The sequence below is a fragment of the Staphylococcus sp. FSL W8-0304 genome, assembly GCF_038006565.1.
Lineage (GTDB): Bacteria > Bacillota > Bacilli > Staphylococcales > Staphylococcaceae > Staphylococcus > Staphylococcus epidermidis.
On sequence record NZ_JBBOVL010000001.1, the window covers coordinates 765,123 to 790,682 of the forward strand.

The 25,560-nt window shown below is 34.8% G+C and carries 17 protein-coding genes, 6 tRNA genes and 3 rRNA genes; 23 read left to right on the plus strand and 3 right to left on the minus strand.

The features are described from left to right. Positions 1–29: 29 nt before the first annotated feature. On the minus strand, positions 30–1,991 hold the full coding sequence (locus tag NST35_RS03465; RefSeq protein ID WP_145368868.1) for an IucA/IucC family protein: 1,962 nt from the start codon (positions 1,989–1,991) through the stop codon (positions 30–32). Between the two features lie 102 nt (positions 1,992–2,093). On the opposite strand from NST35_RS03465, the gene NST35_RS03470 reads away from it, so the two are divergent. The 7 genes from NST35_RS03470 to NST35_RS03500 all read left to right on the plus strand — a co-directional run bounded on the left by NST35_RS03470 (position 2,094) and on the right by NST35_RS03500 (position 10,962). Continuing rightward, the gene (locus NST35_RS03470) at positions 2,094–3,275 is read left to right on the plus strand and encodes an MFS transporter (protein WP_002458396.1); all 1,182 of its coding nucleotides are present in this window, start codon (positions 2,094–2,096) and stop codon (positions 3,273–3,275) included. Further along, complete coding sequence (locus tag NST35_RS03475) at positions 3,265–5,022, plus strand: IucA/IucC family protein (RefSeq protein WP_002458397.1); 1,758 nt, start codon at positions 3,265–3,267, stop codon at positions 5,020–5,022. The genes NST35_RS03470 and NST35_RS03475 overlap by 11 nt, the downstream gene beginning before the upstream one ends. A gap of 3 nt (positions 5,023–5,025) precedes the next feature. Continuing rightward, complete coding sequence (locus NST35_RS03480) at positions 5,026–6,087, plus strand: alanine/ornithine racemase family PLP-dependent enzyme (protein WP_002458398.1); 1,062 nt, start codon at positions 5,026–5,028, stop codon at positions 6,085–6,087. Positions 6,088–6,289: 202 nt separating this feature from the next. Then, the gene (locus tag NST35_RS03485; protein WP_002458399.1) at positions 6,290–7,285 is read left to right on the plus strand and encodes an ABC transporter substrate-binding protein; all 996 of its coding nucleotides are present in this window, start codon (positions 6,290–6,292) and stop codon (positions 7,283–7,285) included. Between the two features lie 11 nt (positions 7,286–7,296). Further along, entirely contained in the window at positions 7,297–8,328 is a 1,032-nt protein-coding gene (locus tag NST35_RS03490; RefSeq protein ID WP_002447359.1) for a FecCD family ABC transporter permease, read from the plus strand. Continuing rightward, positions 8,325–9,290, plus strand: a complete 966-nt coding sequence (locus NST35_RS03495) for a FecCD family ABC transporter permease (protein ID WP_002447360.1) — start codon at positions 8,325–8,327, stop codon at positions 9,288–9,290. Before NST35_RS03490 ends, NST35_RS03495 begins: the two co-directional genes overlap by 4 nt. A 298-nt stretch (positions 9,291–9,588) precedes the next feature. Further along, positions 9,589–10,962, plus strand: a complete 1,374-nt coding sequence (locus tag NST35_RS03500; protein ID WP_002447361.1) for a YjiH family protein — start codon at positions 9,589–9,591, stop codon at positions 10,960–10,962. A gap of 177 nt (positions 10,963–11,139) precedes the next feature. Here NST35_RS03500 and NST35_RS03505 read toward each other — a convergent pair whose 3' ends face one another. Further along, positions 11,140–11,454 carry a heme oxygenase gene (locus NST35_RS03505; protein WP_001829739.1) on the minus strand — a complete coding sequence of 105 codons (315 nt, stop codon included), beginning with the start codon at positions 11,452–11,454 and terminating at the stop codon, positions 11,140–11,142. 149 nt (positions 11,455–11,603) lie between these two features. Beyond that, positions 11,604–11,864, minus strand: coding sequence for a SunI/YnzG family protein (locus NST35_RS03510; RefSeq protein WP_001829752.1), 261 nt, complete (start codon positions 11,862–11,864; stop codon positions 11,604–11,606). Positions 11,865–12,040: 176 nt separating this feature from the next. Between NST35_RS03510 and NST35_RS03515 the strand changes: the two genes are divergently transcribed. From NST35_RS03515 to NST35_RS03590, 16 genes are all read left to right on the plus strand, one after another. Next, positions 12,041–12,550, plus strand: a complete 510-nt coding sequence (locus tag NST35_RS03515; RefSeq protein ID WP_001829793.1) for a metal-dependent hydrolase — start codon at positions 12,041–12,043, stop codon at positions 12,548–12,550. 54 nt (positions 12,551–12,604) lie between these two features. Further along, on the plus strand, positions 12,605–13,792 hold the full coding sequence (locus NST35_RS03520) for a UTP--glucose-1-phosphate uridylyltransferase (RefSeq protein WP_002458401.1): 1,188 nt from the start codon (positions 12,605–12,607) through the stop codon (positions 13,790–13,792). An 18-nt stretch (positions 13,793–13,810) separates the two neighbouring features. Then, positions 13,811–14,494, plus strand: coding sequence for a PAQR family membrane homeostasis protein TrhA (trhA, locus tag NST35_RS03525; RefSeq protein ID WP_002447365.1), 684 nt, complete (start codon positions 13,811–13,813; stop codon positions 14,492–14,494). 239 nt (positions 14,495–14,733) lie between these two features. Then, positions 14,734–16,071 carry a multidrug efflux MFS transporter SdrM gene (gene sdrM / locus NST35_RS03530; protein ID WP_002458402.1) on the plus strand — a complete coding sequence of 446 codons (1,338 nt, stop codon included), beginning with the start codon at positions 14,734–14,736 and terminating at the stop codon, positions 16,069–16,071. A gap of 193 nt (positions 16,072–16,264) precedes the next feature. Then, positions 16,265–16,732: a SepA family multidrug efflux transporter gene (locus NST35_RS03535; RefSeq protein ID WP_002458403.1), complete on the plus strand. Its 468-nt coding sequence runs from the start codon at positions 16,265–16,267 to the stop codon at positions 16,730–16,732. A 270-nt stretch (positions 16,733–17,002) separates the two neighbouring features. Then, on the plus strand, positions 17,003–18,442 hold the full coding sequence (locus NST35_RS03540; RefSeq protein WP_002458404.1) for an MDR family MFS transporter: 1,440 nt from the start codon (positions 17,003–17,005) through the stop codon (positions 18,440–18,442). A gap of 146 nt (positions 18,443–18,588) precedes the next feature. Continuing rightward, complete coding sequence (locus NST35_RS03545; protein ID WP_002458405.1) at positions 18,589–19,656, plus strand: Mrp/NBP35 family ATP-binding protein; 1,068 nt, start codon at positions 18,589–18,591, stop codon at positions 19,654–19,656. Positions 19,657–20,110: 454 nt separating this feature from the next. Further along, positions 20,111–21,661: ribosomal RNA gene (locus tag NST35_RS03550) — 16S ribosomal RNA — on the plus strand. 263 nt (positions 21,662–21,924) lie between these two features. Beyond that, positions 21,925–24,846 (plus strand): 23S ribosomal RNA (locus tag NST35_RS03555). A gap of 70 nt (positions 24,847–24,916) precedes the next feature. After that, positions 24,917–25,031 (plus strand): 5S ribosomal RNA (gene rrf / locus NST35_RS03560). Together the 16S, 23S and 5S rRNA genes with 6 tRNA genes alongside form the textbook arrangement of a ribosomal RNA operon. Before the next feature lie 13 nt (positions 25,032–25,044). Continuing rightward, a tRNA-Asn gene (locus NST35_RS03565) sits at positions 25,045–25,119 on the plus strand. Position 25,120: 1 nt separating this feature from the next. Next, a tRNA-Glu gene (locus tag NST35_RS03570) sits at positions 25,121–25,192 on the plus strand. Positions 25,193–25,198: 6 nt separating this feature from the next. After that, positions 25,199–25,274 (plus strand) — tRNA-Val (locus NST35_RS03575). Positions 25,275–25,290: 16 nt separating this feature from the next. After that, positions 25,291–25,374: transfer RNA gene (locus NST35_RS03580), tRNA-Tyr, on the plus strand. A 4-nt stretch (positions 25,375–25,378) separates the two neighbouring features. After that, positions 25,379–25,453, plus strand: a tRNA-Gln gene (locus tag NST35_RS03585). A gap of 3 nt (positions 25,454–25,456) precedes the next feature. Then, positions 25,457–25,529: transfer RNA gene (locus NST35_RS03590), tRNA-Lys, on the plus strand. Positions 25,530–25,560: the final 31 nt, after the last annotated feature.

The following is a 25,560-nucleotide window of genomic DNA, read 5'->3' on the forward strand; positions in this document are numbered from 1 at the left end:
TGAGCATGATGCTCGAGTGCTTTTTGATTTTATAAATCATTCTTTCTATGAAGTGGATTATTCACTTTAATATACGTATATTCATGTGCTTGATCCTCTAAACGCATTGTTGTGACACACTTATAATCGATTTCGGATGCGAAAATAGTGCGCTTGATGTTGTTGAGATGTTGTTTTGAAATGTGAGTCATGTGATTAAAAATGTCTTCTACTGTTTGTGCAATAATTTGCCATATTTCTTGTTCAAGGACTTTACTATCAGAATATTTAGCTATTGTAATAACGAGTTCACCTAAATGATTTTGAACTGTTGAATAGAACATTTTATTAAATACTGATGTTTTAGAATTTGTAAGGATTCTAGATTTTTCATGGAAATGTTGAGTAGTAAATCCAGCATTATTCAATTGTTCATTATCAATACGTAATCCTTCAAAGTCCCTGATATAAATCATATCTAGTGCGCCATCTTTATTAAAAGTTGCCACTGAATTTTGTAAATGTGCCTCTAGCGAAATTCCATATTTTGAATAGAGAGGGATAACTAAGCCAAGAAGAGCTTTGCTATAGTCTTTAATCCATTGTTTCGCTGCTTCTTCAAAATTTTTATATTGATGCGTATTTTGATACGTTTTGATTAACGTACAAATTGGTGCTTCAGTATTATATGGATAGGTCGCAACCAAACTTGATGGAATTACTGGCACTGTTTCATTAGATATAAATTGATATAAATTATTTCTAAACAAAGTCCCTAATTGTTCACTTCGATCTGTTTGAATTGACTCATTGTCGTTTCGATTGTAAAAGTGAATCCCTGCATTTTCATCGATATAAGTAGATTGATAACGTGAAAAATCTTCATCTTTTGACATAATCTCCCTTAAAATTTGAGTCACTAATGGTCCATTATACGTCGTTTGTTCAGACAATGTTCGAATCTCACCAGTTATATGCACATTCGTTGATAATTTGATATGCGGGGATAAATCAGGTTGTTTAGGTACTAACGTTCTAAATGATAGACCAGCATAGTATGGTACTGAATGATTACTTATCAATATTAACTTTTCGTTTAGTTCATCCTGATAATCACTTTGTAAAATATGTTTTATTTGCCAAGGATGAACCATCATTAAATGATAATTTTGTAAATTAAAATCTTCGCCAAATTCTTTTTCTAAGGTTTTAATTAAGTCAGGAAACATTTGCTTTACGGCATCATTGTAATCTACATTCAATGATTGAATACGACTTATACTTTTATGAATAAACACGGCTTTTAGATGAATAACATTACCAAATTCTGATGAATACATAAAGTTTTCCCCAGCATTCATTCCTTTTCTTAACTTAGCACCAGGATGAAGGGGATGGCCTTCGACGACAGATTGTTCAGAACGCAAGTAACTATCATTTGCATTTTTAATAAGGTGATATAATGGCGCTCTTTCATTACGCATCGTATGATGTTGGAAACTTAAAGCAAAAGTCATATTAGCTGCACTATTATTTAAATCATTTCTAAATTGTATACTAGCCTCGTTATTTAAGTTCTCATCTTCAATTAATATCCAATCTAATATTTGATTAGGATGTAGTACACGTTCAAAATCATCTTCTTTACTTAGATTCTTAAAATAAAAAGGTCCTTCGACATCAAGGCGATCGAATGCATGCATTCCAGTTATTGGTGCATACAAATAAATATTTGATGTTGGAAAATAGATTTCTAAAATGGCAATCACATTAACTCCGTAACCAGCAAACTGACGTCGATTAAGTACACGACTATGATCGCGACTTTTTACTAAATTCTCCCTATGTAAAGATGTAATTAAACGTTGACTTACTTTATCACGTCCATCTAATAAATGATCAATATAATTAGAAGACCACTTAGGATCATGTTGTTTAAGAAAGTCATATACATTATGCTCATCTTCAGTCATTATTATATTTTGTTTATTTATAAATTGATTGAAATTCATAATTCACCTCTAAAAAATATTTTACAAAAATAAATAACATTTGTATAATCCATATTAATGATAATGATAATTATTATCAATGAAAAAGACAGGTGGAATTTGATGGCAAAATATTTCTTTTCCAGTTCTTTTCTGTTATTTTTAGGAAATTGGATTGGTCAAGTGGGGTTAAATTGGTTCGTACTCACAACATATCATAATGCTGTATATTTAGGCTTAGTTAATTTCTGTCGTCTTATACCTATTTTACTATTAAGTGTTTGGGCAGGATCCATAGCCGATAAATATGACAAAGGTCTCCTGTTACGTATCACTATTAGTTCATCATTCATCATTACAGCATTATTGTGTTTACTTACATATAGTCTTAACACTATACCGATTTTCATCATACTTTTATATGCAACATTTAGGGGGATACTAAGTGCTGTAGAAACTCCGGTGAGACAAGCAGTTTTACCTGATTTATCTAGTAAAATTTCTACAACTCAAGCAGTTTCCTTTCATTCGTTCATTATTAATATATGTCGATCAATAGGACCTGCAATAGCGGGTGGCTTAATAGCTGTATACCATACACCCACTACATTTTTAGCTCAAGCAGTGTGCTATTTTATCGCAGCAGTTTTATGTATACCTATTCATTTTGAAGTCATAGTAAGTCAAAAAGAAGGAAAAGCATTACCACTTAAAGTTGTGCTAAATTATTTTAAAAGTAATTTAGAAGGTAGTCAGATATTCATAACGTCTATAATTATTATGGCAACAGGCTTTTCTTATACTACAGTTTTACCAGTATTAACAAACCATATTTTTCCTGGTCAATCGCAAGTGTTTGGTATAGCTATGACTTTTTGTGCGATTGGAGGAATAGTTGCAACGATAGTCTTACCATCAATTTTAAAACACTTGAGTACAGTAAAAATGTATTATCTCAGTTCAATATTGTTTGGTATGGCTTTACTAGGTATTATCATACATCATTTAGTAGTCATGTTTATATGTATTACGTTAATAGGTTTGTTTAGTCAATGGGCTAGAACAACTAATAGAGTTTATTTTCAACATAGTGTAAAGGACTGTGATAGAGGGAAAGTATTAAGTATTGTAATGATGGATCGAGGTATGATTCCGTTAGGTAGTTTAATAATGAGCTTTTTCGCGGATATGTTCGGTATTTTAACTACATTTACTATTATGGGAATTAGCACTATTAGTATTTCAATCATTTTTTATATCATACAACGTATTTCGAATATGGAGGAGAGCAATAATGAATCATAAGGAATGGCTTTTAGCTGACAAAAACATCCAATATCGAACGATTAACGCAATGATTAAGGAGCATATTGTTTCTGAAGGTATGTGTATTAAAGAAGGTACGCGTAAAGTTGAAATTTTACTCAATGAGCACCTTTTATCGTTAAAAGTAGCTCGAAAAAGTGCCTTAAAAAGATATGTTTTTACTGGTGACATAGTATTAGAAAATAAAAAATTGTCTCAATCAGTTGAAAGTTTAGAAGAACTTCTTCAAATACTAACGGAAATATTTCATATCAACATTTCAAAACGATTATACGATGAATTAATTCATAGTAGGGATAGTTTGTATGAAACGTACAAACATTTTTATAATAGACAAACACTCATTCATCAGAGTATGAAATTTAGTAAATTACCCAATTCTATAAATTTTATAGCTTGGCTGCAACATTTACAAGATAGTGGTATGACAGATGATTTAAGTTACTCGGAAAGTCTTGTGATAGAAGGGCATCCAACACATCCTTTAACAAAAACTAAATTGCCTCTCAGTACTAATGAATTGAAACTTTATGAACCAGAATTTGAAAAAGTTATTCCATTAAATATTATGCTAATTGAAAAAAATCATGTAGTAACAACAGCAATAAATGGTGATCAAAATTTTATTCTAAATCAAGTTATTCCTGAATATCGAGATCGTTTAAAATGCTACCTCGAGCCACTTCGATTAAATCTTAACAATTACAGAGTGATGTTGATACATCCTTGGCAGTATGATCATACTATCGGCGAACAATTTGAAGAATGGATAGCCAAGAAAATCTTACTACCTACACCATTTACTGTTGAGTCTAAAGCTACTTTATCATTTAGAACAATGGATTTAATTCATAAACCATATCATGTAAAATTGCCAGTAAATGTTCAAGCTACAAGTGCTATTAGAACAGTTTCATCAGTTACGACTGTAGATGGTCCTAAGTTAAGCCATGCATTACAAGGATTGCTTCAGGAATTTCCAGAACTTCAAGTCGCGATGGAACCTTTTGGAGCTTATGCTCACACGGCATCTGATTTATCAAAACAATTAGCGCTTATCATACGTCAAAAACCAACGATATATGATTATGGTTGTACAGTTGTAACAGCTAGTTTAGTTAATCCTAATCCAATTGATAATCAGGCAGTTGTAGATAGTTATTTAAAATGGATAGAAAATGAAATCACACTTGATCATATTAAGCATTTTATAGCAGTTTATACACAAACCTTAGTTACACCACTTATTGCGTATATTCAAAATTATGGCATAGCACTTGAAGCGCATATGCAAAATACGATTGTTAATCTTGGACCTAATTATAAAATGAAATTCATTGTACGTGATTTAGGTGGTTCTCGTATAGATTTAAATATACTTAAACAGAAAGTTCCTCAAATAGATGTTACAAATGAAAGTCTTATTGCAGATACTATTGAGGAGGTTATTGCTAAATTTCAACATGCAGTGATTCAAAATCAGCTGGCAGAATTGATTCATCATTTTAATCAGTATGATGAAGTAATAGAAGAAGAATTATTTGAGATTGTGCGTGAAGAAATCGAAATGGCAATCGATAATGACAAGCCACATGCTGAAAAATTGAAAAAATTATTGTTTGGGTCAACTATCACAGTCAAAGCTTTATTAAGTATGAGAATGGAAAATAAAGTGAAAAAATATTTAAATACCAAGTTAGATAATCCGATAAAAAAAGAGGTGTAGTACATGGCGAATGTTCGTGTCAATTTATCTAAAATTAAATATAATGCCAAAGTACTTCAATCGTTATTAGAATGTAAACAAATTCATTTCACACCAGTAATTAAATGTGTCGCAGGGGATAAACATATTGTATCAAGTATTAAGTCTTTAGGAATTACACATTTTGCTGAATCAAGACTAGATAATATTGAACAACTCAAAGATTTAGGCATTACATTTACATTGTTACGACCTACTGTTGAAGCAGATTTGGAAAAGATGATTTCAAGAGTAGAAATGAGTATCCAAACTGAATTAACCACAATCAAAAAACTTAATACGTTAGCAAAATCTCTTGATATTAAACATCAAATCATGCTAATGGTTGACTGGAAAGATGGTAGAGAAGGGGTCTTGACCTATGATGTGGTACGCTATGTACAAGAAATACTTAAATTATCTCACATACAACTTGTTGGCTTGGCATTTAATTTTATGTGCTTTAAATCAGAAGCACCCAATGAAAAAGATGTTCGTATGATAAACAAATTTATACATGATGTAGAAAGTGAAACTCATTTTAAGTTTAGAATTATTTCAGGTGGAAATTCGAGTATGTTACCTCAAACACTGTACAATCATTTAGATAAAATCAATGATCTTCGTATAGGGGAAGCATTATTAAGGGGTATAGATACGACGACAAATCATTCAATTAATAGCTTATATCAAAATGCGATAGTATTAGAAGCAGAAATTATAGAAATAAAACCACGCCTATATCAAAAAAATAATCAATCTTATTTACAAGCTATAGTTGATATCGGTTATTTAGATACTTTTATCGAGGGGATAAAACCTCTTGGGGATGATATAAGAATATTAGGTGCATCAAGTGACCATTTAATGATTGATTTAAATAACCAAGACCATTATCAGATCGGAGATAAACTTCAATTTAGCTTGAATTATGAAGCGCTGTCTCAGAGCATGTATATGAAAAATTTAACTAAGTTATATAGTAGTGATTCAAAAATAGAATCCCTTGTTCAAAACTTTGATATGCCCATATATTCCCACTGCTAAAAGTGTTTATTTACCTTTAAATCAACGCACCGTTCCAAATTAAATTTTGATAGGCATTACTTATTAAAATTAGCATTTTTATATAAACATCATTTGTTCAGCGTTGGATTAATTATGAAAATAATAAAATAAGTTATTGACATTGAGAATCGTTATCAATAAACTAATATTGTAAGCATATACATATTAAGGAGTGGAAACAGTGAGAGGTTTAAAAATTTTAAGTGTAATTGGCTTATTGTTTGTTTTAATTGCAACTGCAGCATGTGGAAATAATAATTCAAGTAACTCAAGTAAAGAGTCATCAAAAGATGGAGTTGAAATCAAGCACGAAGAAGGTACTACGAAGGTACCTAAACACCCTAAACGTGTTGTTGTTCTTGAGTATTCATTTGTTGATGCGTTAGTTGCTTTAGATGTTAAACCTGTTGGGATAGCGGATGATAACAAAAAAAATCGTATTATTAAACCATTAAGAGACAAAATTGGAAAATACACTTCTGTAGGAACACGTAAACAACCTAATTTAGAAGAAATCAGTAAACTCAAACCAGATTTAATTATTGCTGATAATAATAGACACAAAGGTATTTATAAAGACTTAAATAAAATTGCTCCTACGATTGAACTGAAAAGTTTCGATGGAGATTATAATGAAAATATTGATGCTTTTAAAACAATTTCAAAGGCTTTAGATAAAGAAGAAGAAGGTAAAAAACGCTTAGAAGAACATGATAAGAAAATTGAAGAATATAAAAAAGAAATAACTATGGATAAAAATCTAAAGGTATTGCCTGCAGTAGCTGCTAAATCAGGTTTGCTTGCTCACCCAAGCAACTCTTATGTTGGTCAATTCCTAAGTCAACTAGGTTTTAAAGAAGCATTAAGTGATGATGTTACTAAAGGTTTAAGTAAGTATCTTAAAGGGCCTTACTTACAAATGAACACTGAAACTTTATCTCAAGTGAATCCTGAGCGTATGTTCATAATGACAAACAAAGCAAGTTCTAACGAACCTTCACTAAAAGAACTAGAAAAAGATCCTGTATGGAAGAAATTAAATGCTGTGAAAAATCAACGTGTTGATATTTTAGACCGTGATTTATGGGCAAGATCACGTGGTTTAATTTCTTCTGAAGAAATGGCAAAAGAACTTGTTGAATTATCAAAGAAAGATAGTAAAAAAGATAATAAGTAAGGTGGAAAACAATGACTATAGTAAATAAAGATAGTCAATCCGCTATTGAACAAAAAAAGAAAAAGCGCACTACACTCACTTTTATTGTGGGTGTGTGCCTTCTTTTTATTTCAGTATATTTGAATTTAGCGATTGGTTCTTCAAAAATACAATTGAATGATATTTTAAGTTATGTCACTGGACACACGAATACAAAAGCAACTTTCTTAATACACAATGTACGTATGCCAAGAATGCTGGCTAGTTTAATTATTGGTGGCGCTTTAGCAATTGCAGGTTTATTGATGCAGGCAATTACCAAAAACCCTTTGGCTTCACCACAGATTTTTGGTGTGAATGCAGGCGCTTCCTTCGTTATTGTTCTTATAACTGTACTTATACCGTCTCTAGGCTCTTACTCTACAATTTTAGCGATAATTGGTGCCTTCTTAGGAGGTTTTACTGTCTATACATTGTCTGGCTCTACTAAGTCGCTTACACCGATTAAACTAGCACTTGCAGGTATGGCTATTCATCTGTTCTTTAGTAGTATGACTCAAGGTATAATTATTCTAAATGAAGATTCTAATGATACAGTGATGTTCTGGTTAGTTGGTTCATTAGCCGGTATAAAATGGCAACAGATTATATTTATCTTACCATTTTTACTCCTTGCTATTTTTGTGACCATATTTATGGGAAGACAATTAACTATATTAGAGTTAGGTGATGATATTGCCAGAGGATTAGGACAAAGAACAGAAATCGTCAGAATGATTGTTGGAATATTGGTCGTTGTTCTTGCTGGTGTTTCTGTTTCTATTGCTGGTCCTATAGGATTTGTTGGTTTGATAGTTCCACACATAGTGAAAAGATATATAAATAAAAACTATATATTGATGATACCTTTAACATTTATATTCGGCGCTACTTTATTACTTATTTCTGATGTATTGTGTCGCTTAATTACTTATCCATTCGAATCGCCAGTAGGTATTGTTACATCATTTGTTGGTGCTTTTTACTTCTTATTCATAACTGTTAGAGGGGTGAATCGCATATGATTAAACAAAACCTGAAGATGCGCTATACCATTGTCTTACTGTTATTAATTTTTAGTACAATCTTTAGTCTTTGTATAGGATCAGTAATGATTAATCCTATTCATGCAGTTACAGGCTTCTTCTTACACAATGACTTTATTTTAAATGAATATCGAATTCCTAGAACACTTTTAGGAATACTTATAGGCAGTAGTTTAGCTATTTCTGGCTCGGTGATACAAGGGGTTATAAGAAATCCACTTGCCTCACCCGATGTTATTGGAATAACAAAAGGGGCAAGTTTAGCAGCAGTAATAATCATAATGATATTTCCATCGGCACCTCTATTTGTTCTTCCTTTAGGTTCATTTATCGGTGCTTTGACAATAAGTATTATTCTTTCAGTTCTTATTTCTAAATTTGATGTAAAGGGATCAAAATTAGCATTGATAGGTTTAGCTATAGGTGCAATTTGTACGGCCATTGTCCAATTCCTGCTTATACGTAATCCTCTTGATGCAAATAATGCGCTATTATGGTTAACTGGTAGTTTATATGGTCATAATATAGCCAGTTTTTATAGTTTATTACCATGGTTTATTATCACTGTACCTATAGTATTGTTATTAGGGTATCAACTTGATATTTTAAATTTAGGTGATCATGTAGCCATTGCACTAGGAGCACGTGTAAAAATCTTAAAAATGACTTTACTTGTATTAGCAGTAATGTTAGCAGGCGCGTCCATTGCAGTAGTAGGAGGTATTAGTTTTTTAGGTCTTATAGCACCTCATATTGCACGTCAACTTGTCGGTCATAAAAATATACATGTTATAATCATGTCAGGTTTGGTAGGAGCAATATTATTAACTTTTGGTGATGGTTTAGCAAGAGGTATACAACCTCCTCTTGATATTCCTGTAGGTGTTGTAATAGCAATTATAGGCGCACCTTACTTCTTATTTTTATTACGTAAGATGTAGTAAATTTGATAGTTTCAATATTATATTTTTAGTTATAGAGCCTGATACATTACAAATTAATGTACAGGCTCTTATTGATGTTACAATATCATTTTGATGGCTCATTAAAAAAATAAAAAATATAAATCATATACGAATAGAACTGCTTAAATGGAAAAAGAGTTAAAATGGATTTGCTAAAAGTTAATAAATAGCGTATAGTGTTCTTTACGTAATTATTCAAAATAATGCATATATATAATGTGATATACTTTAAATTACATATGGATATAAAAAGATAGAAATGGATTGAATATATATGAATGAATATAAAAAAGTTGACATAGTTAGAGGTAGAATTAAATTTATCACTATGTCGTTGTTAGGGATTATATTATTTTTAATTCCTATACCAGTTGTTCAAGATGGACAGCAGCAAACGACTCTTCCAATAGCTTTTTTAGCTGGTTTATTAAAAGATTGGCTTGGTGGTATCATGCCAATTTTAATTGTAACCATCATAACTGTATCAGGTATTTTAACAATATTATGCTCTACAATTTTTAAAAACAAATTAAATCCTCAAGGTTTAATGAGCAGTGCTTTCAACGTTAAAATAGGGTGGCTTGTTTTGAGAGTATTAGCTGTCTTCTTCTCATGGCTAACATTTTTAAATATTGGACCTGAAATGATTAAATCTGAAGATACAGGTGGATTAGTATTTTCGAGTTTATTACCTACTCTTGTAGCAGTATTTTTATTTGCTGCAATTTTTTTACCTTTATTAATGGAGTATGGTCTATTAGAATTACTTGGCCCCATCTTTAGACCTATCATGAGACCTTTGTTTACTTTACCTGGTAGATCGACAGTTGATAATCTAGCTTCATTTATAGGTGATGGTACAGTTGGTGTTTTAATTACTAGTAGACAATATGGTGAAGGATATTACTCAAGAAGAGAAGCAACAGTAATATCCACAACCTTTAGTGTTGTATCTATTACGTTCGCGATTGTCATTGCCGAAACAATTAGAATGCAAGATCAATTCTTCTATTTTTATTTAACAGTAGTCATTTCATGTTTAATTGCAGCAATGATTATGCCAAGAATTTGGCCACTTAAAAATATTCCTGACGAATATGCTAAAGAAGTAAGTGAAGAGGCTCGTAAGGAACAGCTACCAGAAGGCAAAACAGCATTAAAATATGGTTTTGATTTAGCAACTGAAGTTGGAATTAAATCGCCAGGGTTTAAAGAATTTTTAATTTCGGGTTTTAAAACAGTTGTAGATATGTGGTTTGTAATTTTACCAGTAGTTATGAGTATAGGAACAATAGCTACTATTATCGCTAACTACACACCTGTTTTTGAGATTATAGGAAAACCATTTGTTCCAGTACTAGAATTGTTACAAATTCCAGAAGCACATGAAGCATCACAAACAATTCTAATTGGGTTTGCCGATATGTTCTTACCTTCTATTCTTATTGAAGGGGTTCAAAATGATGTAACACGTTTTGTAATTGGAGCATTGAGTATCTCTCAACTTGTTTATTTATCTGAAGTGGGTGGCGTGATTCTTGGTTCTAAAATTCCAGTTAGTATAAGTAAATTATTTATGATTTTTTTAATTCGTACTATCATTACGCTTCCAATAATTGCTTTATTAGCGCATTTATTTATTGGATAAAAGATATACTCATTTTTAATTTAGTGGGAGTGGGGAACTAATCATAACAACAGCAATATATTACTAATGGTTGAAATAAAAATTCTCATATATCTAACTTGTTTTATTTTTATAATTATAAATGCAAAATTAGACAATGAATCATATACGTATTCTAGCCCACTCCCTTTGCATAATTTATCTTCTGTTTAAAGAAGATAAAACATTTGATTTAACAATTTCGCTTTTAATGACTGGTGAATCTTCGGATTTACCAGTATTTTTATGTGCTTGTTTAAATACATCACTATTCACCCAATTTTTAAAATCTTCTTCAGTTTCCCACCAACTATTTACATACATATCTTCGCTATAATCATCTTTATCAATTTGCCAAACTTCAATACCTTCAAAGCCCTTTAAAGATTCAATAGGACCTCCTTTAGTAAAATTAGGCGCCATTTGTTTTGCATATCCTTTTTTTACAGTGATTCTATTAGTAACAACGAACATTCAAATTACCTCCTAGTCTATTTTTCAATATAAAGTTTATCATTCAGCTTAGCACTTTTGAAAATATCACAATAAAAAACTGTCGACATTATATTGAGTTATGTCGACAGTCTGATTATAAAGTTATGTTAACAATATAAATCTGTAATTTATTTTGTTAACTCATTATATACTTTTTGATCATTTTGAGTGTAAATAATATATAAGTGTTGATCAGTATCAATTAATACCCGATTTGTTTTTCCGAAAGTAGAACCGATTCGAGATATTTCTTTACCATTCTCTTCTGGTACGGCATGAATATCTTGATCTTGAGTAACATTTTTAATTTCATTATTTGGAATTTTGATATCTGCTACTCTCCATTGAATACGAACTTCATTATCGTTTTTCTTAACTGTCATTGCCATTAAAAACACTTCCTTTAATTAATTTATAAACCTATCATAAATGATTGTGTAATCGTTTTCAAGTATTTATGTGATACTTTTTTTAATTATGTCATACTAATTGAAAGTGAATGCGAAAGTATGTTCGCTTTTTAAAACGAAATGTGCTAAAATATTTTTATAAAGGAGAACAAAACATGACAGGTAAAACACACGCATCATGTGGCTTTTTAGTCGGTGCAATAACCACACAATATTTTCATACAGATATATTTACTTCTATATCAGTGATTGTACTTTCAGTCATTTCAAGTATATTGCCAGATATATGTCATACACAAAGTAAAATAGGAAGACGATTTAGGCTTACTAGTTTTTTTGTCAGAATTTTATTTGGTCATAGAACATTTACGCATTCACTTTTATTTATTATAGGAATTAGTTTTTTACTGTACTTCATACAAACTCCGATGTATTATATGGTTGCAATTGTTATTGGTATGTTTTCGCATGTTATACTTGATATATTAACCCCAAGAGGTGTTAAACTATTATATCCTTTACCATTTAATATCGTATCACCCATTCATTTTAAAACTGGGGGACTAGTAGATGTATCTCTAGCTACTGCATTAAGTGTTGGTGCGATATATACTTTATTTCAACCATATTTAAATACTATGATGCACTATTGGTTAATCAAATAAGATTATTATGAGAAAAATAACAATTAAAATTACGTATACATAAGGAGCGTTATCATGTTAGACAAAAATCAATTGGAAAAGTATAACCAAGAGCATTTGTATGAATATGAAAAATTAATGAGTAGTAATGAAAAGAATGCTTTAGATGAAAAATTGAATCAGTTAAATCTTGCAGAAATTCAAGATTTATATCAGGATTTATATGTTAATAGAAAAACTATTGATGATGTATCTTCTGTATCTGAAGTTAAATATGAAGTGAAATCACGACTCAATGAAGAACAACGACATACATATGAACAAAAAGGTTATGAGGCAATACGAAATGGTGAATTTGTAGTATTATTGATGGCTGGAGGACAAGGTACGCGTTTAGGATATAAAGGGCCTAAAGGTTCTTTTGAAATAGAGGGTACGAGTTTATTTGAGCTTCAGGCGCGTCAATTGATTCGTTTAAAAGAAGAAACCGGCCACACAATTAATTGGTATATTATGACAAGTGACATTAATCATAAAGATACAATAGAGTATTTTAAACAACATAAATATTTTAATTATGATGCCAATCATATTCATTTTTTTAAGCAAGATAACATTGTTGCTTTAAGCGAAGAAGGAAAACTTGTTTTAAATAGAGATGGACATATTATGGAAACACCTAATGGTAATGGGGGGGTATTCAAGTCTCTTAAAAAAGCTGGATACCTTGATAAAATGCAACAGGATCACGTCAAATATATCTTCTTAAATAACATTGATAATGTCTTAGTTAAAGTTTTAGATCCGTTATTTGCCGGTTTTACAGTGACACAAAGTAAAGACATCACATCAAAAACAATTCAACCTAAAGATAGTGAAAGTGTAGGTCGGCTTGTAAATGTTGATTGTAAAGACACTGTGTTAGAGTATTCCGAATTAGATACAGACATAGCAAATCAATTTAACAATGCTAATATAGGTATCCATGCTTTTAAACTAGGTTTCATTACCAGTGCTGTTGATAGAGAATTACCGTATCATTTGGCAATTAAGCAATTAAAGCAATTAGATGAAAATTTTGGTGTGGTTGAACGACCTACATTAAAGTTTGAATTATTTTATTTTGACATATTTAGGTACGGTACAAGCTTTGTAACACTACAAGTTCCAAGAGAAGAAGAATTTTCACCTTTAAAAAATAAAGAAGGTAAGGATAGTGTACATACAGCTATAGAAGATTTAAAACGAATGGATTTGATTTAACTAAAGGTGGTGGAATAGATGTCTCAATCATCTAAGCGAAAAAACGATTCTGTGGTAGAAACTTTTAAGGACATCATTCCTTTAACATTTGGAGAAGAGATTGGTAATGCAGCATCACATGGTGCTGCTGCATTACTTACATTATTTATTCTTCCATATGCAGCAGTGCATAGTTTTAACAATGGTGGCACATTAGAGTCAATTAGTGTGTCGATTTATGTGATTAGTATTTTTATGATGTTCATATCATCAACCATTTATCATTCGATGCAAAATAATACGTCTCATAAATATATATTAAGGATTATTGACCATAGTATGATTTATGTGGCTATTTCAGGAACGTATACACCTGTTTTGTTAAGTGTTGTCGGTGGTTGGTTAGGTTGGCTTGTCACAATATTATTGTGGGGAACAACATTATGGGGAATTTTGTATAAATCAATAGCAACTAAAGTCAATCATAGATTAAGTCTCATTGTTTATTTGGTGATGGGGTGGGTAGGTATCATATTCTTACCTATTATTATTATGCGAACATCATGGTGGTTTATTTTCTTTATATTTCTTGGTGGGTTATCTTATACTATCGGAGCTTGGTTTTATGCCCAAAAAAATAAACCTTATTTTCATATGATTTGGCATATATTTATTGTTCTTGCTTCTCTCTTACATATGATAGGTATTTTTTATTTTATGTGAATTGCAACATTCTGTCCTTTTAAGTTAGAGAGAAAAATAAGTATTATTTTTAGATATATCATTACACTTTAAATAAACACATGGTGGCGTTTTAATTTTAACTTTATGGACTTTTTAAAGGGGTGAGATGTACTGATCTCACTCCTTTTTATTGAAAACAAATGGTGTATGAGTACCATCATATTAAAAAGTCAATTTTACGTTTCAATAGCTAAATCCAATAAAAAGGGAGTTTTTTTATGAATCTTAAGTCCATCATTACTGTAATGGCACTCATACTAATAATGTTTATGGCAGCTATAGAAACATCAATCATTTCATTAGCATTACCAACAATAAAAAATAGTTTGAATGCCGGTAATCTAGTTTCATTAGTATTTACTGTATATTTTATTGCTTTAGTTATAGCTAACCCTATTGTTGGTGAGCTCATGTCTAGATTTAAAATTATTAACATTGCTGTTGTAGGGGTATCATTGTTTGCCTTAGGTAGTTTAATGTCGGGATTAAGTCAGACGTTTACGTTTTTAATTATCTCTCGAATAGTACAAGGTTTTGGAGCAGGAGTTATGATGTCACTCTCACAAATAGTTCCTAAGTTGGCTTTTGAAATTCCGTTAAGATATAAAATTATGGGTATCGTCGGAAGTGTCTGGGGAATTTCGAGTATTATTGGTCCATTATTAGGTGGTGCGATTTTAGAGTTCGCTTCATGGCATTGGCTATTCTATATCAATATTCCTATTGCTATATTGGCAATAATACTTGTATTTATGACTTTTCATTTTCCTAATGAGACACAAGTACAACAGAGTCGTTTTGATATAAAAGGATTGATTATCTTTTATATCTTTATAGCTTTATTAATGTTTGGTTTACTCAACCAACATCATATTATTTTTAATATATTCTCAATTATTTTAGCTTTAGTTGTTTTATGGATACTATTTAAAGTAGAAAATAGTATCGAACAACCATTTTTACCAACAAAAGAATTTAACATATCAATAGTTCTAGTTTTTATAACGGATTTACTAATTGCGATAACACTGATGGGATATAATTTATATATACCAGTATATTTACAAGAAAAACTTGGTTTATCACCTTTAAAAAGTGGATTTGTAATATTCCCGTTGTCTGTTGCTTGGATTACGCTTAATTTCAATTTAGCTAAAATAGAAGCGCATTTTACTAGAAAAACATTATATATTTGCTCATTTTTTGTTTTATTAGTTTGTAGTCTGATGATAATGTTTGGCTTAAAACTCCCATTGCTTATAGCTTTTGCGGTTATATTTGCAGGTTTAAGTTTTGGCTATATTTATACAAAAGATAGTGTTATTGTCCAAGAGGAAACTTCTCCAAAAAATATGAAAAAGATGATGTCGTTTTATGCATTGACAAAAAATTTAGGTTCGTCTGTCGGATCTACGATTATGGGATATATGTATGCACTAAATGTTGGATTATTTGGTTCTAATTTACACAATGTATTAGGATTAGTATCAATAATTTCAGTATGTTTAATTGTAATGTGGATGACATTATTTAAGAGCAATCCTATTCAATCTTAGAAAAATTACAGAATGATTTTTTAATTACGAGCAAGTAGAAATGCGTATACCATATCTACTTGCTTTTTTTGGGAAAATAAAATGAAATAAGTTGAGATGAGAAGTAGAAATGTTGTATAACTTAAAATTTTATATGCTTTTATTTACATGATAATATATATGTATATACGAAGTGTAAGGGAGGACAAAAGTGATGAAATTTTTAAAAAATAAATCATATCATTTATTAGTAACACTTATTGTTCTCACTATATTTATTATTTCCGGAGCCATTTTTTTAACGTTTTTAGGCTTTGGTTTGTACGGTTTGAGTCGCATCCTTATTTATTTACACTTAGGCGATTTTAGTTACAATAAAGGCTTTTATGATAATTTAATATACTACGGTAGTTATATCGTTTTAGGCTATTTTACTTTATTTTCAATTGAGCATTTAATGGATTATTTTAAAAAGAATCTTCCAAAAAATCCATACTTTCAAGGTATTAACTTTCATCTTATCTCCTATATTGTTACTACAATTATGTTTTATTTTATAGTTCACATACACTATGTACATGTTAATATACATTTTTGGGTAATTATGATTATTATAGGATTTTTATTTGTATGTAAAGAAGTTTTTTATCCTGAAAGTAAAAATTTGAATAATAAAAAGTAAGACTTTTGTAAAAAAGAGAATTTAATATGTAATAATTGAACTTAACGATAGAAAATAATTTAATTATTTAATAGCAATGTTTGATAATGCTATTAAAAATTGCAGTTATATCATGCTTTACCAAGCAGTACAAAGTTTGAATAATTACACAATAATGGTATTCAAAATAACAAGAAATTTCTATCATTATTCTGAGCATTAAGTTTGTATCGGTAAATAAAATTTGATTGAATGTAAAATTATCATTTGAATAAAAAGGAGTATATGTTTATGGCCAGTTATGAATTATCTAAGACTAAGCGAAATTTAATCGTATCTGTAATGTTAATTAGCGCTTTCGTGGCCATTTTAAATCAAACATTACTTAATACAGCCTTGCCACACATTATGCGTGAGTTAAATATTAATGAGAATACATCGCAGTGGCTGATTACAGGTTTCATGTTAGTGAATGGTGTCATGATTCCACTTACCGCTTACTTAATGGATAAAGTAAAAACAAGACCGCTATATTTAGGTGCAATGGGAACATTTCTGATAGGATCAATCGTTGCTGCTATTGCTCCTAATTTTGGCGTGCTCATGTTTGCACGGGTAATACAAGCTGTCGGTGCAGGTATACTCATGCCATTAATGCAATTTACATTGTTTACATTGTTCTCTAAAGAACACCGTGGATTTGCAATGGGACTTGCAGGATTAGTTATACAATTTGCACCTGCAATTGGACCTACATTTACTGGTTTAATCATTGACAATGCAAGTTGGAGAGTGCCATTTATTGTTATTGTCGGTATAGCATTAGTTACATTTATATTTGGTTTTGTATCGATTTCAAGTTATAACACAACGAAAGAAACAAAACTGGATAAAAAATCCGTTATATACTCTACATTAGGTTTTGGATTAATGCTTTATGCTTTCAGTAGTGCTGGTAACCTAGGTTTTTCTAACCCAATTGTCCTTTGTTCGCTTTTAATAAGTCTAATCATCATTGGTATTTTTGTTAAACGACAAATTACAATTTCTAATCCATTATTAAATTTGAAAATATTTAATAACAAAATATTTTGTTTTTCAACAATTACTTCTATGATTATTATGCTATCTATGGTAGGACCTGCATTACTTATTCCATTGTATGTTCAAAATGCTTTAGGATTATCTGCGTTGCTATCAGGATTAGTAATTATGCCTGGCGCGATTATCAATGGTATTATGTCTGTGTTTACTGGAAAGTTTTACGATAAATATGGGCCTAGACCGTTAATATTTACTGGATTTATCTTATTGATTTCTTGTACATTTCTATTATGCTTTCTTAAAGTAGATACATCCTATACGTACTTGATTGTAATCTATGCGATTCGTATGTTTGCTGTGTCTTTATTAATGATGCCTATCAATACGACGGGGATAAATGCATTGAAAACTGAAAACATTTCCCACGGAACGGCAATTATGAACTTTGGACGTGTTATGGCGGGATCTCTAGGAACTGCTCTAATGGTCACTTTTATGAGTATAGGTGCTCAATGGGTTGTATCATCAAGTAATCACGCTAGTAAAGAAATGATTCAACGGCAAAGTGTTGCTGCGGGAGTTGATGTATCGTTCGCGTTAGTCACTGTTTTTGTGATTATTGCTTTTGTTCTAGCATTATTTATAAAGGAGCCAAATCATTCTACTCACAATAGTAGGAAAGTTTAATAATTAGAGGTTAGTCTATTTTAAAAATGGGCTAACTTCTTTTTTTATATTAGGAAAAGTCTTATACTAAAAAATATGAATGATATATAAACAGGCAACTATAGTTGCTATGTAGATAAATTAAAAATCAATAAGGGGGATTTACTTTGTTAACGGTAAATCAAGTTAAAGAAATTGTAGGGGCATTAAAGGATCCGATTATAGATGTGCCATTGAAGGAATCTGAAGGTATTGTTGATGTGTCTATTAAGGATAATATTAACCATGTGAGCGTTAAGGTGGCAATGGCGCAATTAGGGGGGCAACCACAATTAGATCTTCAAATGGCTATAGTCAAAGTCTTAAAAGAAAATGGTGCAAATACTGTGGGAATTCGTTTTGAAGAACTTCCTGGCGAAGTAGTCGAGAGATATATAGGAAAAGGTAGTGAAAAGCCCAAAACCATTGAAGAACTATTATCACAAAACAACCCAGTTGAATTTATTTCTATAGCTTCAGGTAAAGGTGGGGTTGGTAAATCGACAGTGGCTGTCAATTTAGCCGTAGCTTTAGCAAGAGAAGGTAAGAAAGTAGGATTAGTAGACGCTGATATATACGGTTTTAGTGTGCCTGATATGATGGGAATAGATGAAAGACCGGGTATAGATGGTAAGGAGATAATACCTGTAGAGAGACATGGAGTAAAAGTTATTTCAATGGCATTTTTTGTAGAAGAAAATGCACCGGTTATTTGGAGAGGTCCAATGCTTGGTAAGATGCTTACAAATTTCTTTACAGAAGTACAGTGGGGAGAACTTGATTATCTACTTCTTGATTTACCACCTGGCACAGGAGATGTAGCTTTAGATGTACATTCAATGTTACCATCAAGTAAGGAAATTATAGTAACGACACCGCATCCAACCGCGGCGTTTGTAGCGGCTCGAGCAGGTGCAATGGCTAAACATACAGAGCATACTATTCTTGGAGTTATAGAAAATATGAGCTATTTTGAAAGTAAAGAAACAGGTAAAAAAGAGTATGTTTTTGGAAAAGGAGGAGGCAAAAAGCTTTCTGATGAACTTGAGACGCAATTATTTGCTGAACTTCCATTAGAACAACCTACATGGAATCCCAATGACTTTTCGCCTTCGATATATCAATCGGATGATCGTTTAGGAGAATTATATAATTCAATCGCAAGAAAAGTTATAGCAAGCACCCAAAAACAATAAAATCGATAATACCTAAATTGTGTTTAAATCGTGTGAAAAATATTTTCATACGATTTTTCTATTGCAAATTTTAAGAAATGTGTTAGAATAATTTCTTGTGAGTGAATAAAAGAACTCATACGAATAAAAAATAATTCAATTTAAATGTTGACTTCAAAACATAAAATTGATATTATATAAAAGTCGCTAAAAAGCGGATGTAAAGCGATTAATAACTTTGTTAAGTTGGTGTAAAAATAACCCTTGCAAAGTTAATGAAAAGCTTTTAAAATTAATTAAGTAATATCAATTAGTTATTGACTTTTATCAAAGCGATATAGTACAATATAAAAGATTGATTTTACAAAATGAACATTGAAAACTGAATGACAATATGTCAACGTTAATTCCAATAAATAGTAACGAAACGTTACAAACTATTTAGTATTGATGAGCTAATCAAACATCATAATTTTTTATGGAGAGTTTGATCCTGGCTCAGGATGAACGCTGGCGGCGTGCCTAATACATGCAAGTCGAGCGAACAGACGAGGAGCTTGCTCCTCTGACGTTAGCGGCGGACGGGTGAGTAACACGTGGATAACCTACCTATAAGACTGGGATAACTTCGGGAAACCGGAGCTAATACCGGATAACATATTGAACCGCATGGTTCAATAGTGAAAGACGGTTTTGCTGTCACTTATAGATGGATCCGCGCCGCATTAGCTAGTTGGTAAGGTAACGGCTTACCAAGGCAACGATGCGTAGCCGACCTGAGAGGGTGATCGGCCACACTGGAACTGAGACACGGTCCAGACTCCTACGGGAGGCAGCAGTAGGGAATCTTCCGCAATGGGCGAAAGCCTGACGGAGCAACGCCGCGTGAGTGATGAAGGTCTTCGGATCGTAAAACTCTGTTATTAGGGAAGAACAAATGTGTAAGTAACTATGCACGTCTTGACGGTACCTAATCAGAAAGCCACGGCTAACTACGTGCCAGCAGCCGCGGTAATACGTAGGTGGCAAGCGTTATCCGGAATTATTGGGCGTAAAGCGCGCGTAGGCGGTTTTTTAAGTCTGATGTGAAAGCCCACGGCTCAACCGTGGAGGGTCATTGGAAACTGGAAAACTTGAGTGCAGAAGAGGAAAGTGGAATTCCATGTGTAGCGGTGAAATGCGCAGAGATATGGAGGAACACCAGTGGCGAAGGCGACTTTCTGGTCTGTAACTGACGCTGATGTGCGAAAGCGTGGGGATCAAACAGGATTAGATACCCTGGTAGTCCACGCCGTAAACGATGAGTGCTAAGTGTTAGGGGGTTTCCGCCCCTTAGTGCTGCAGCTAACGCATTAAGCACTCCGCCTGGGGAGTACGACCGCAAGGTTGAAACTCAAAGGAATTGACGGGGACCCGCACAAGCGGTGGAGCATGTGGTTTAATTCGAAGCAACGCGAAGAACCTTACCAAATCTTGACATCCTCTGACCCCTCTAGAGATAGAGTTTTCCCCTTCGGGGGACAGAGTGACAGGTGGTGCATGGTTGTCGTCAGCTCGTGTCGTGAGATGTTGGGTTAAGTCCCGCAACGAGCGCAACCCTTAAGCTTAGTTGCCATCATTAAGTTGGGCACTCTAAGTTGACTGCCGGTGACAAACCGGAGGAAGGTGGGGATGACGTCAAATCATCATGCCCCTTATGATTTGGGCTACACACGTGCTACAATGGACAATACAAAGGGCAGCGAAACCGCGAGGTCAAGCAAATCCCATAAAGTTGTTCTCAGTTCGGATTGTAGTCTGCAACTCGACTATATGAAGCTGGAATCGCTAGTAATCGTAGATCAGCATGCTACGGTGAATACGTTCCCGGGTCTTGTACACACCGCCCGTCACACCACGAGAGTTTGTAACACCCGAAGCCGGTGGAGTAACCATTTGGAGCTAGCCGTCGAAGGTGGGACAAATGATTGGGGTGAAGTCGTAACAAGGTAGCCGTATCGGAAGGTGCGGCTGGATCACCTCCTTTCTAAGGATATATTCGGAACATCTTCTACGAAGATGAGGGATAACGTGACATATTGTATTCAGTTTTGAATGTTTATTAACATTCTTTGTACATTGAAAACTAGATAAGTAAGTAAGATTTTACCAAGCAAAACCGAGTGAATAGAGTTTTAAATAAGCTTGAATTCATAAATAATCGCTAGTGTTCGGAAGAACACTCACAAGATTAATAACTAGTTTTAGCTATTTATTTTGAATTGTTATTCAAAATATGGTGGAAACATAGATTAAGTTATTAAGGGCGCACGGTGGATGCCTTGGCACTAGAAGCCGATGAAGGACGTTACTAACGACGATATGCTTTGGGTAGCTGTAAGTAAGCGTTGATCCAGAGATTTCCGAATGGGGGAACCCAGCATGAGTTATGTCATGTTATCGACATGTGAATTCATAGCATGTCAGAAGGCAGACCCGGAGAACTGAAACATCTTAGTACCCGGAGGAAGAGAAAGAAAAATCGATTCCCTGAGTAGCGGCGAGCGAAACGGGAAGAGCCCAAACCAACAAGCTTGCTTGTTGGGGTTGTAGGACACTCTATACGGAGTTACAAAAGAACATGTTAGACGAATCATCTGGAAAGATGAATCAAAGAAGGTAATAATCCTGTAGTCGAAAACATATTCTCTCTTGAGTGGATCCTGAGTACGACGGAGCACGTGAAATTCCGTCGGAATCTGGGAGGACCATCTCCTAAGGCTAAATACTCTCTAGTGACCGATAGTGAACCAGTACCGTGAGGGAAAGGTGAAAAGTACCCCGGAAGGGGAGTGAAAGAGAACTTGAAACCGTGTGCTTACAAGTAGTCAGAGCCCGTTAATGGGTGATGGCGTGCCTTTTGTAGAATGAACCGGCGAGTTACGATCTGATGCAAGGTTAAGCAGCAAATGTGGAGCCGCAGCGAAAGCGAGTCTGAATAGGGCGTTGAGTATTTGGTCGTAGACCCGAAACCAGGTGATCTACCCTTGGTCAGGTTGAAGTTCAGGTAACACTGAATGGAGGACCGAACCGACTTACGTTGAAAAGTGAGCGGATGAACTGAGGGTAGCGGAGAAATTCCAATCGAACTTGGAGATAGCTGGTTCTCTCCGAAATAGCTTTAGGGCTAGCCTCAAGTGATGATTATTGGAGGTAGAGCACTGTTTGGACGAGGGGCCCCTCTCGGGTTACCGAATTCAGACAAACTCCGAATGCCAATTAATTTAACTTGGGAGTCAGAACATGGGTGATAAGGTCCGTGTTCGAAAGGGAAACAGCCCAGACCACCAGCTAAGGTCCCAAAATATATGTTAAGTGGAAAAGGATGTGGCGTTGCCCAGACAACTAGGATGTTGGCTTAGAAGCAGCCATCATTTAAAGAGTGCGTAATAGCTCACTAGTCGAGTGACACTGCGCCGAAAATGTACCGGGGCTAAACATATTACCGAAGCTGTGGATTGTCCTTTGGACAATGGTAGGAGAGCGTTCTAAGGGCGTCGAAGCATGATCGCAAGGACATGTGGAGCGCTTAGAAGTGAGAATGCCGGTGTGAGTAGCGAAAGACGGGTGAGAATCCCGTCCACCGATTGACTAAGGTTTCCAGAGGAAGGCTCGTCCGCTCTGGGTTAGTCGGGTCCTAAGCTGAGGCCGACAGGCGTAGGCGATGGATAACAGGTTGATATTCCTGTACCACCTAGTATCGTTTTAATCGATGGGGGGACGCAGTAGGATAGGCGAAGCGTGCTGTTGGAGTGCACGTCCAAGCAGTAAGGCTGAGTGTTAGGCAAATCCGGCACTCATAAGGCTGAGTTGTGATGGGGAGAGGAAATTGTTTCCTCGAGTCGTTGATTTCACACTGCCGAGAAAAGCCTCTAGATAGATAACAGGTGCCCGTACCGCAAACCGACACAGGTAGTCAAGATGAGAATTCTAAGGTGAGCGAGCGAACTCTCGTTAAGGAACTCGGCAAAATGACCCCGTAACTTCGGGAGAAGGGGTGCTCTTTAGGGTTCACGCCCAGAAGAGCCGCAGTGAATAGGCCCAAGCGACTGTTTATCAAAAACACAGGTCTCTGCTAAACCGTAAGGTGATGTATAGGGGCTGACGCCTGCCCGGTGCTGGAAGGTTAAGAGGAGTGGTTAGCTTCTGCGAAGCTACGAATCGAAGCCCCAGTAAACGGCGGCCGTAACTATAACGGTCCTAAGGTAGCGAAATTCCTTGTCGGGTAAGTTCCGACCCGCACGAAAGGCGTAACGATTTGGGCACTGTCTCAACGAGAGACTCGGTGAAATCATAGTACCTGTGAAGATGCAGGTTACCCGCGACAGGACGGAAAGACCCCGTGGAGCTTTACTGTAGCCTGATATTGAAATTCGGCACAGCTTGTACAGGATAGGTAGGAGCCTTTGAAACGTGAGCGCTAGCTTACGTGGAGGCGTTGGTGGGATACTACCCTAGCTGTGTTGGCTTTCTAACCCGCACCACTTATCGTGGTGGGAGACAGTGTCAGGCGGGCAGTTTGACTGGGGCGGTCGCCTCCTAAAAGGTAACGGAGGCGCTCAAAGGTTCCCTCAGAATGGTTGGAAATCATTCATAGAGTGTAAAGGCATAAGGGAGCTTGACTGCGAGACCTACAAGTCGAGCAGGGTCGAAAGACGGACTTAGTGATCCGGTGGTTCCGCATGGAAGGGCCATCGCTCAACGGATAAAAGCTACCCCGGGGATAACAGGCTTATCTCCCCCAAGAGTTCACATCGACGGGGAGGTTTGGCACCTCGATGTCGGCTCATCGCATCCTGGGGCTGTAGTCGGTCCCAAGGGTTGGGCTGTTCGCCCATTAAAGCGGTACGCGAGCTGGGTTCAGAACGTCGTGAGACAGTTCGGTCCCTATCCGTCGTGGGCGTAGGAAATTTGAGAGGAGCTGTCCTTAGTACGAGAGGACCGGGATGGACATACCTCTGGTGTACCAGTTGTCGTGCCAACGGCATAGCTGGGTAGCTATGTATGGACGGGATAAGTGCTGAAAGCATCTAAGCATGAAGCCCCCCTCAAGATGAGATTTCCCAACTTCGGTTATAAGATCCCTCGAAGATGACGAGGTTAATAGGTTCGAGGTGGAAGCGTGGTGACACGTGGAGCTGACGAATACTAATCGATCGAAGACTTAATCAATTTTTTTAAAAGCGTTTTGCGACGCAAAACTTACTTACTATCTAGTTTTGAATGTATAATCATTCATTTGTCTGGTGACAATGGCAAGGAGGTCACACCTGTTCCCATGCCGAACACAGAAGTTAAGCTCCTTAGCGCCGATGGTAGTCGGACTGACGTTCCGCTAGAGTAGGACGTTGCCAGGCAAAATATTACTATTCCGCAGTAGCTCAGTGGTAGAGCTATCGGCTGTTAACCGATCGGTCGTAGGTTCGAATCCTACCTGCGGAGCCATGGCTCCTTGGTCAAGCGGTTAAGACACCGCCCTTTCACGGCGGTAACACGGGTTCGAGTCCCGTAGGAGTCATTTTATGGAGAATTAGCTCAGCTGGGAGAGCATCTGCCTTACAAGCAGAGGGTCGGCGGTTCGAACCCGTCATTCTCCACCATTTAATTAAATACTGCGGAGGGGTAGCGAAGTGGCTAAACGCGGCGGACTGTAAATCCGCTCCTTCGGGTTCGGCAGTTCGAATCTGCCCCCCTCCACCATTCTTGGGCTATAGCCAAGCGGTAAGGCAACGGACTTTGACTCCGTCACGCGCTGGTTCGAATCCAGCTAGCCCAGCCATTAGAGCCATTAGCTCAGTTGGTAGAGCATCTGACTTTTAATCAGAGGGTCAGAGGTTCGAATCCTCTATGGCTCACTTTCTAGACATCTTCAATTGAAGGTGTCTT

Coding starts and splice junctions, on each gene's coding strand:
- NST35_RS03465 (WP_145368868.1), bottom strand. CDS start 1,991: ATGAATTTCAATCAATTTATAAATAAACAAAATATAATAATGACTGAA.
- NST35_RS03470 (WP_002458396.1), top strand. CDS start 2,094: ATGGCAAAATATTTCTTTTCCAGTTCTTTTCTGTTATTTTTAGGAAAT.
- NST35_RS03475 (WP_002458397.1), top strand. CDS start 3,265: ATGAATCATAAGGAATGGCTTTTAGCTGACAAAAACATCCAATATCGA.
- NST35_RS03480 (WP_002458398.1), top strand. CDS start 5,026: ATGGCGAATGTTCGTGTCAATTTATCTAAAATTAAATATAATGCCAAA.
- NST35_RS03490 (WP_002447359.1), top strand. CDS start 7,297: ATGACTATAGTAAATAAAGATAGTCAATCCGCTATTGAACAAAAAAAG.
- NST35_RS03495 (WP_002447360.1), top strand. CDS start 8,325: ATGATTAAACAAAACCTGAAGATGCGCTATACCATTGTCTTACTGTTA.
- NST35_RS03500 (WP_002447361.1), top strand. CDS start 9,589: ATGAATGAATATAAAAAAGTTGACATAGTTAGAGGTAGAATTAAATTT.
- NST35_RS03505 (WP_001829739.1), bottom strand. CDS start 11,454: ATGTTCGTTGTTACTAATAGAATCACTGTAAAAAAAGGATATGCAAAA.
- NST35_RS03510 (WP_001829752.1), bottom strand. CDS start 11,864: ATGGCAATGACAGTTAAGAAAAACGATAATGAAGTTCGTATTCAATGG.
- NST35_RS03515 (WP_001829793.1), top strand. CDS start 12,041: ATGACAGGTAAAACACACGCATCATGTGGCTTTTTAGTCGGTGCAATA.
- NST35_RS03520 (WP_002458401.1), top strand. CDS start 12,605: ATGTTAGACAAAAATCAATTGGAAAAGTATAACCAAGAGCATTTGTAT.
- trhA (WP_002447365.1), top strand. CDS start 13,811: ATGTCTCAATCATCTAAGCGAAAAAACGATTCTGTGGTAGAAACTTTT.
- sdrM (WP_002458402.1), top strand. CDS start 14,734: ATGAATCTTAAGTCCATCATTACTGTAATGGCACTCATACTAATAATG.
- NST35_RS03535 (WP_002458403.1), top strand. CDS start 16,265: ATGAAATTTTTAAAAAATAAATCATATCATTTATTAGTAACACTTATT.
- NST35_RS03540 (WP_002458404.1), top strand. CDS start 17,003: ATGGCCAGTTATGAATTATCTAAGACTAAGCGAAATTTAATCGTATCT.